General features: G+C 51.1%; 7 protein-coding genes. 4 read left to right on the forward strand and 3 right to left on the reverse strand.

Annotation, left to right across the window (positions count from 1 at the left end; translation table 11 throughout):
- Positions 1-53: 53 nt before the first annotated feature.
- From ACWGXF_RS24110 to ACWGXF_RS24120, 3 genes are all read right to left on the reverse strand, one after another.
- Positions 54-557, reverse strand: a complete 504-nt coding sequence (locus tag ACWGXF_RS24110; RefSeq protein WP_452102580.1) for an MCP four helix bundle domain-containing protein — start codon at positions 555-557, stop codon at positions 54-56.
- A 350-nt stretch (positions 558-907) separates the two neighbouring features.
- Entirely contained in the window at positions 908-1,657 is a 750-nt protein-coding gene (locus ACWGXF_RS24115) for a response regulator (RefSeq protein WP_291605014.1), read from the reverse strand.
- The gene (locus ACWGXF_RS24120; RefSeq protein ID WP_291605012.1) at positions 1,654-2,262 is read right to left on the reverse strand and encodes a response regulator; all 609 of its coding nucleotides are present in this window, start codon (positions 2,260-2,262) and stop codon (positions 1,654-1,656) included. Before ACWGXF_RS24120 ends, ACWGXF_RS24115 begins: the two co-directional genes overlap by 4 nt.
- 100 nt (positions 2,263-2,362) lie before the next feature.
- Here ACWGXF_RS24120 and ACWGXF_RS24125 point away from each other — a divergent pair, with 100 nt between their 5' ends.
- From ACWGXF_RS24125 to ACWGXF_RS24140, 4 genes are read left to right on the forward strand one after another with little or no spacing between them, the layout of a single operon-like run.
- Positions 2,363-2,734, forward strand: coding sequence for a response regulator transcription factor (locus tag ACWGXF_RS24125; RefSeq protein WP_291605009.1), 372 nt, complete (start codon positions 2,363-2,365; stop codon positions 2,732-2,734).
- Complete coding sequence (locus ACWGXF_RS24130) at positions 2,734-3,495, forward strand: HD-GYP domain-containing protein (protein ID WP_452102581.1); 762 nt, start codon at positions 2,734-2,736, stop codon at positions 3,493-3,495. Before ACWGXF_RS24125 ends, ACWGXF_RS24130 begins: the two co-directional genes overlap by 1 nt.
- 28 nt (positions 3,496-3,523) lie before the next feature.
- On the forward strand, positions 3,524-4,357 hold the full coding sequence (locus ACWGXF_RS24135; RefSeq protein WP_291605005.1) for an ABC transporter substrate-binding protein: 834 nt from the start codon (positions 3,524-3,526) through the stop codon (positions 4,355-4,357).
- A 12-nt stretch (positions 4,358-4,369) separates the two neighbouring features.
- A complete protein-coding gene (locus ACWGXF_RS24140; protein ID WP_452102582.1) occupies positions 4,370-6,895 on the forward strand; it encodes a sensor histidine kinase in 2,526 nt (841 codons plus the stop codon).
- Positions 6,896-7,494 lie beyond the last annotated feature (599 nt).

Genomic DNA, 7,494 nt, shown 5'->3' on the forward strand with positions numbered 1-7,494 from the left:
GCTAGGGTTAATGCGTGGGTCAGATTGAGATGGAAAAACCGGGGGCTAGTGGGTCACTTCTGGGTGGAAATCAACATGACCTGCTGATACTCAAGCTGAGTCGGACGTAGCTTGGCCTCAAGCATGGCCAATGCCTCGTCATGCCGGCTCCCGTCCACGAGCGCAATGAACTCGTCACCTTGCTGAAGGAACTTTGCTCGATGCACTAGCAGACGCTCCAATAGAGATTTGCCTTTTTCGGAGCTAATCAGTTGGGTTAATGTCCTGACCTGTTCCGCGATAGAGGTGCGAGCATCGCGAATCTTCGTGTGAGCTGAGTCTCTGATATCTCCTGATTGGAACAACACCAAGTTTCGAAACTGGATGGCCTGCTCATTGGTCCCATCAAGAATGGTGTTTAGCGAGCGGCTGAGAGGAATTCGCCTCTCAGTGATCTCGTCGAGCGCGGAGCGCTGGATCGAGGAACCAAAGAGTGCAACGCCGCCTAGAACAGCAAGGAGCACGACCATCAAAGCGAATGAGATGGTAAGTCGGGTGGAGATTTTGAAGCGTTCCATGTTGTGCGATTTTTCTGTTGACGACTGTTATGCCTGCACCGCATTGGATTTTGTGCTTCCTGGTTACAAACAACTTACACATTGCAAGAAGGTTGATGCGGATCAAGAAAAAAGAGGCTGGATCGCTTCGTAGTCAGTGAATGCTCAATCGCGCGCTTCGCTATGCCTACCGTGGTCCTACCGGACTTTCCAAGGCGGGTAGGCATCCCAGGCCTATCTTTGGACTACGTTTTTAGCTAATATCTCGCGACCGCAGCTGGTAGACCGATTAAGGCACTTAAGGTCCCACTCAAAAAAGCGCATCAAACCGAGACGTTGCACTGACTATGCGAAAGCCTCAGGCTGCTCCGCTAAACTGGTTTTTCCCATGCAGCAAGACGTTGCATCTCCATTCGGATCTGGTGCCAATGAGCTTGAACTTTTTCCCAGTCTGCGCCTTTGCAGGCGTCCTCAAGATTCCTTGCAGTATCTGAGGCCGTCTCAAGTCCGAGTAGGCGAAATACACTTTTAAGGTTGTGAGCCAGGCGGTGCAATCCAGCACTGTCACTTGAGGAAAGATGCTGAGTGCCAAGGGTGAGATCTGTCGACATCTGGACCGCGCAAGCGGCCTTGTACTCGATAAACAACTCTCGATCGCCGCAAAAATAGGTATTGATTGCGTACTCCTCCACATGCATGTCGCCGACATTAGAAGTCCTTGCCGCATGCATAACTGAAGGTGCGACATTTGCATTGAGCGCAGTCTCAATGCAAGTCACCAGTTCCTTGACAGACACTGGCTTGCGCAGCACTCGGTGGACACTTAGTTGTTCAAGGTACTCAGTGATTGAATAGTCAAGCCCGGCACTAAAGACAACTACTGGGCAGGCGGAAAACGAAGTTTTGCGCAGCCACTCGATGAGTTGTAAACCTGATGCGCCAGGCAACATCATGTCGGTGATCAGCAAAGCACACGAGCTGAGCGGAATGAGCTGCTGAGCTTCTTCCGCAGTTGTGCATGTCACCAGATCCAGTGAAAGCTCCTCGAGCGCTATCTCAACGAAGCGTCTAATCAAAGGGTCATCTTCGACCAGCACGACCACTGGAGGTGGGGTTTTCATGAAACCAGGAGCTCATTCAAGGCTTTTGGAAAGTCTTGCACCAAACGAGGCTTGTGCAGTATGGGAACCCCGTTCAATGCAAATTCGTACGATTGACGCTCTCCTTCATCCATGGATGTGATGACCAGCAGCTTGCATTGGGCGAATTGCGGGTGCGTCTTCAGTGCAGTGATCAGTGCCGCTCCGTTGATATCGGGTAGCAGGATATCCACCAGCATCACGTCAGGCTGAATGCGTCCAAACAAAGCCATGCCAGTAATGCCATCGTGCGCAACATGTAGCTCGACATTTGGGAAGTGGCGCTGAATCAACAATTGCACGAGGTTCTGGAAGTGAACCGAATCCTCAATGAGCAGGATGCGCTGCTTGGGCTTGAGGCGCTGCGGAGGCTCCGGAGCTTGATCGCCTGAGTTAGCTTGCCGGCCTTGCCATGCGTCGACAGAGATTTGAGTGATGCGACGGTGGCCGCCTGGTGTTTTCCATGCCTCGAGCTCCCCACGGTCCACCATCAGCTGAACCGACCGTACTGCCATTCCTAACTTTTTTGCAACTTCTGCGGTGGTGAAGTGCGCAATTTGATCTATTGGTTCGCATATTTCTGACATGCGAGAGATTCTGCATCAAATTCAATTGATAAAATTGATATAATTGATACGCTTGATACGAAATGTTAAAAGTTGCGAACCCAACCTGAAGGCTTCTTTCATGAAAAAAATTCTCATCGTTGAAGACCATGCTGACATCCGGAAGCTGATCCGTATGACGCTCGAGTTCAGGGACTTTGAAGTGCAAGAGGTCGCAACTGGCGATGAGGCGTGGGAGGTCACTCAGCGCATCAAACCCGATGTCGTCCTTCTGGACGTCATGATGCCGGGCACGCTCAGTGGCCTACAGGTCTGTCAATTGATCAAGGACAGTGATGACTTGCGCGATACCCAAGTGATCATGTTGACAGCGCGCGGTAGTGCCGATGATCGACAAGCTGGTCTAAATGCAGGTGCCGACGAGTACTTGGTAAAGCCGTTTAGTACCTTGAAGCTGCTCGAAGTCATTGAAAGTCTGGAGAGGACCATTTGATGTCAGAGCTAGGCGATGCATTGCACAGCGAGTCACGAAGCTTCGATCCTGCCGCCCTGGCTCAAATGGAGCAGTTCATTAGAGACTTCGGGCACATGTACCAAGAGCGCAACCAGCTTCTCAAAGAAGTCACGCGTGCTCATCACGAAACTTTGCTGCGCTTAGCGATGGCGGCCGAATTCAAAGATGACGATACAGGCGCACACATTATTCGCATTGGCTATATCGCTGAAGCGCTAGCTTTACGCTTAGGTTGTACCCAACATTTTGCTAGTCTGCTTCGTAAAGCAGCCCCCATGCATGATATTGGAAAAATTGGTATTCCAGACAGCATCCTTAAAAAGAATGGTCCATTGACACCAGAGGAACGTGTCAGTATGAATAAGCATGCTGAAATAGGTGCAAAGTTACTTGGGCAATCGCGAATCCCAGTCTTCCAAATGGCCGCAGAAATAGCCGCTTGCCATCATGAGCGTTTTGATGGCAAAGGTTACCCTAAAGGGATCGCCGGTGAAGATATTCCGCTTTCCGCACGTATTACTTCCATTGTGGATATATACGATGCATTAACGATGGATAGAGTCTATCGATCGGCATTTCCCCTAAAGGTTGCGCTCGATATGATCCAAGCGGAACACGGCAAAGCTCTTGATCCAGTGATCGTCGACATCTTCATGAAGAACATAGATGAGTTAGATGAGTTGAGATGCGCATTAACGCGTCATTCTCCAACTTTCGAAGACCTCATTGACACACCTTGAATGAATTAGTGTTTTACTGGAAAAAGCAATGTGCTTCAAAAAGATGTTTCAAATAAATTACAGAAGATTTGCTGCCAAGCTTGGGATAGCTTCATTTATTCTTTTCAGCTCATTCGAGGCTTTTTCCGGAACTGTTTTAGATCATGTAAAGTCAACTGGAACACTTAAAGTTTGCATATGGCCTGAATACTACGGAGTTACCTTCCGCGATAATCGTTCTGGTCGGCTTCAGGGCGTTGACATTGAACTATCTGCCGAGCTTGCGAAAGACTTAGGAGTTCGTCTGGAATACATCGACTCCTCTTTTCCAAAGCTAATTCCTGATTTGCTAGGGGCGCGATGCGATGTCGCAATGTTTGCAGTAGGAATACTGCCTCAACGACAACAGCAATTGAGCTTTACCGCCCCCTATTTGAGTTCCGACATCTACGGCATCAGTACCAAGAGCAACCCAGTCGTCCAAACTTGGGCAGATATAGACAAGCCTGGTGTGCAGGTCGCCGTGCAGCGTGGCACCTTCATGGAACCAGTGATGAAGCAGTCTCTCAAGCATGCCCAAGTGGTGTCTATCGAGCCCCCTCAAACTCGGGAAAAGGAGCTAATGGCTGGCCGTGTGGATGTCTTCATGACTGACTATCCTTACAGCCGCCGACTATTGGATAGTGCTGACTGGGCCCAATTGATTCCTCCAACCACGCCTTTCCATATCCTTCCCTATGGCTATGCCGTCAGTCCCAAGGACCATCAATGGTTAGCACGCCTTAATCAGTTTGTGTCAGATATCAAGCGCGACGGACGTCTAGCGCGGGCTGCGAAAAACAATGGTTTAAGCGCCATAGTGGTACCCGAGGCCACCCGATAAAGTACGAGAACGATGCCACACCGAGCTGCAACCCGTCAGTTTTTAAGCGTCCGTCACAGTGCTCATATCAAAGGCTTGATTTTTGTATTTGCACTGTGTGTGCTTGGAGCTCTTGTCATTTACATCTGGGGGCGGTTGCACGCACAAGCTGAACAGAGTAAGTCACAGGCAATGCTGCTGGCTCGAGTTCTTGAGGAGCAAACGGCACGGACATTCGAGACAAGCGAGTTGGCATTGTCGAGCCTTGCTCTAAGCCCGGCAATTGTTGACCATGATGCCTCGGTCCAGGAAAGGCAGGCTTCTTTAGCTCAAGTGGTCTCACAAATTCCGTTTATTCGCGCGATGGCGTTGCTGGATCGGCGAGGCAATGTCCTCGCGAGTACGCAGCCTAGTGACAGAGGCGCGACAGTACCCATTCAGTCGCTGTTCACTGAGAAGCTCCGCGAGCCCAGACCTGGAGCGGCTACGCTGGGAAAGCTGATTCAAGGAAGAAACTTGTCGGCGCTCAGTGCCAGCAAGGACCAGTCGCCTCGGGGCGTTAGTTTTATACCGCACGTACTGAGCTTCCTTCAGGAGGACGGTAGCACGGCCTATCTTGTTGCCCTCATAAATCCAGATGCAGTGGCAAATTTCTACCAAGCAACGCTTGAGTCCCTGAGCTATGGAGCTTTGTTGTTGACTTACGAAGGCCAACCTCTGGCCAGCACAAATAAGGGGGCGGCAGTCAAGCAGTCAGAAGCCTTGCAGACTCCGATCTTCAAGCAGATGTTGCTCAACGGTGAGCGGGGCTCATACATCGGCAAAGGCATGCTTGGTGAGCAGGAAATAGTTTCCTTTCGAACGGTGCGTCATTGGCCGCTTGTGCTGTTGGTAGAGGAGCCGTATTCCGCAGTTGTTCAGCGTTGGAAAGATGACGCATTCATCTTTTTTGTTGCCGGGCTTGCATTGCTTTTTCTTGTGATCGGGTTGGGCTATTCAGTGCGCAAGACTCGCAAGCTTCAAAGTGCAGCTCACAAAGAGATGGACCGAGCTCAAGCAAAACTTGCTCGTAGTGAGCAAGAGCTGGCCGTGCTTATGCGCAGCGTTCAAGAGTTGATTTTTCGCACAGACAAGGACGGACGGCTAACATTTGTGAATGCGCGTTGGGAGATGCTTACTGGACAGTCCAGCAAGCAAGCGCTAGGACTGCGTCTAGAGAAAATGGTTGAGCCTCAATTTAGACCTCAGGTCAAGGTTCTGCTAGACGCAAAGAGCCAGCAGAGTTTGCGCACATGCCAAGCGCAATTTGCATTGCCAAACGAGAGGGAAATTCTCTGCGACATCTCCGTAGTTCCTCTTACGAAACAGGGCGAAATCATTGGCTTTGCAGGCAGTGCAGTGGATGTGACAGCACGCTGGAAGGCACAGCAAGAGTTGCAAACACAGCTTGCTTTTCAGCATTTGCTTTTTGAGTCTACGCCTCTACCACTGCTGGTGACCGATGAAGCTCATCGCATAACGCTTGCCAACAAAGCATGGGAGGAGTTTTCGGGCTCGAACGCGCTGCAAGTGATGGGGAGTAATTTGCAGGACATCTGTGCTAGCGAAGATGCGGCTACGCAACTTAAAGCCAATGATTTCGTTCTCGCGTCGAGTCAACGCACCCAGCTTGACACCAAAATCATTCATGCGGACGGTGCCTATCGAGACATGCAAATTACGAAGACAGCGATTAAGGACGCGCGCGGTCATCCGACAGGTGTTCTGAGCATCTTCGTGGATGTCACGGAATTCAGGGTTGCCGAGCTAGCGACGCGGGAAGCCCGGGATGCTGCGGAGGAGGCTTTCAGAGTGAAGTCTGAGTTCGTTGCGAACATGAGCCATGAACTGCGCACACCACTTCAATCGATTATCGGCTTCTCCGAACTGGGACAGCTCAGGGCTGGTGCCACCCCTAAGCTAGGTGAGATGTTTCAAGACATCCATGCTGCGGGACAGCGCATGCTAGCGTTGGTCAATGATCTTTTGGATGTGGCCAAACTTGAAAGCCCAGTGGGCGCAATTCATACGGAAAAAATTGATCTGAGAGGGCTGATCAGGCCGGTTGCACGCGAACTCGAGCCACTGCTCCATCAGAAGCAAATTGATCTGCGGCTTAGGCTGGAGGATGCGCCGTTAATTGCCAAAGCAGACCCAGTCCGGTTTCAGCAAGCCATACGCAATATGCTGGCTAATGCCATCAAGTTCTCTCCACCCCATGGACGTATTGATGTTGAAGGGCACTTCGATGGTCAAGGGAACATCTGTGTTGACTTCCTTGACCAGGGGCCAGGCGTGCCCGCGCAAGAGCTAGACAAGATTTTTCAGCCATTCGTTCAGTCCAGCAAGACGAAAGATGGCTCGGGTGGAACAGGCTTGGGATTGGCAATCTGCCGAAAGATTATCGACGCGATGGATGGCACCATTACAGCAGCCAACAGGCCAGACGGCGGTGCAGTATTTCGTATTACGCTGCCGACTCGCTCTGCACAAGAGACGCAACCAGGAGAGCTGCTTTAGATCGAGTATGTAGAGTAGTTAGCAACTGGATTCACCTGCCCCAGCTGACGGCCTCCAATGGGTTGAGATCATCGCTCCGAGTTTGCAGGCTGCTGACATCCAACGACCAATTGACGGTAGAACCGCCCCTGACCAGACGGGGTGACTGCTGCGCCCCCGAAAGCAGTCATTGAAGCTGGCTGCTATTCGGCTAAACCGATGAATGCTTCTTGCCAGCTACAGTGAACTCCGGTCCGGGTTGCTAGCGACCGTACCCGGCCTGCACAGCGGACATAGATCCACGGAACATGAGTGACAGCAATGGGTCGACAGCGCCACCTCAACACGTGCAAAAGCAGTCACTCGGCTTGAGTAAGCCTGCAGTGACAGCTTTGAGGTGTAGAGCGGACCTGCAAGGAAGACTCCATTCAATGACAGCTTTGGGTGACCATGCTGAGTTGGCCGACAGCATTCAGCCTAAAAGAGACACGTGCAAAACGTCTTCGCCGAATCAAAAAAGGCCACTTTGTTGTGGCCTATGTCTGGGCGTGTCCGAATTTTTGTGTAAACGGTTCGGACTTCAATTGACGGAGATGCGGTCTCCGAACTGAATGGTAAAG

It is taken from the genome of Comamonas sp. HJ-2 (assembly GCF_053615495.1).

What these genes read in the sequence shown, in the direction of transcription:
- ACWGXF_RS24110 (WP_452102580.1), bottom strand. Translation starts at nt 557, where the DNA reads ATGGAACGCTTCAAAATCTCCACCCGACTTACCATCTCATTCGCTTTG.
- ACWGXF_RS24115 (WP_291605014.1), bottom strand. Translation starts at nt 1,657, where the DNA reads ATGAAAACCCCACCTCCAGTGGTCGTGCTGGTCGAAGATGACCCTTTG.
- ACWGXF_RS24120 (WP_291605012.1), bottom strand. Translation starts at nt 2,262, where the DNA reads ATGTCAGAAATATGCGAACCAATAGATCAAATTGCGCACTTCACCACC.
- ACWGXF_RS24125 (WP_291605009.1), top strand. Translation starts at nt 2,363, where the DNA reads ATGAAAAAAATTCTCATCGTTGAAGACCATGCTGACATCCGGAAGCTG.
- ACWGXF_RS24130 (WP_452102581.1), top strand. Translation starts at nt 2,734, where the DNA reads ATGTCAGAGCTAGGCGATGCATTGCACAGCGAGTCACGAAGCTTCGAT.
- ACWGXF_RS24135 (WP_291605005.1), top strand. Translation starts at nt 3,524, where the DNA reads ATGTGCTTCAAAAAGATGTTTCAAATAAATTACAGAAGATTTGCTGCC.
- ACWGXF_RS24140 (WP_452102582.1), top strand. Translation starts at nt 4,370, where the DNA reads ATGCCACACCGAGCTGCAACCCGTCAGTTTTTAAGCGTCCGTCACAGT.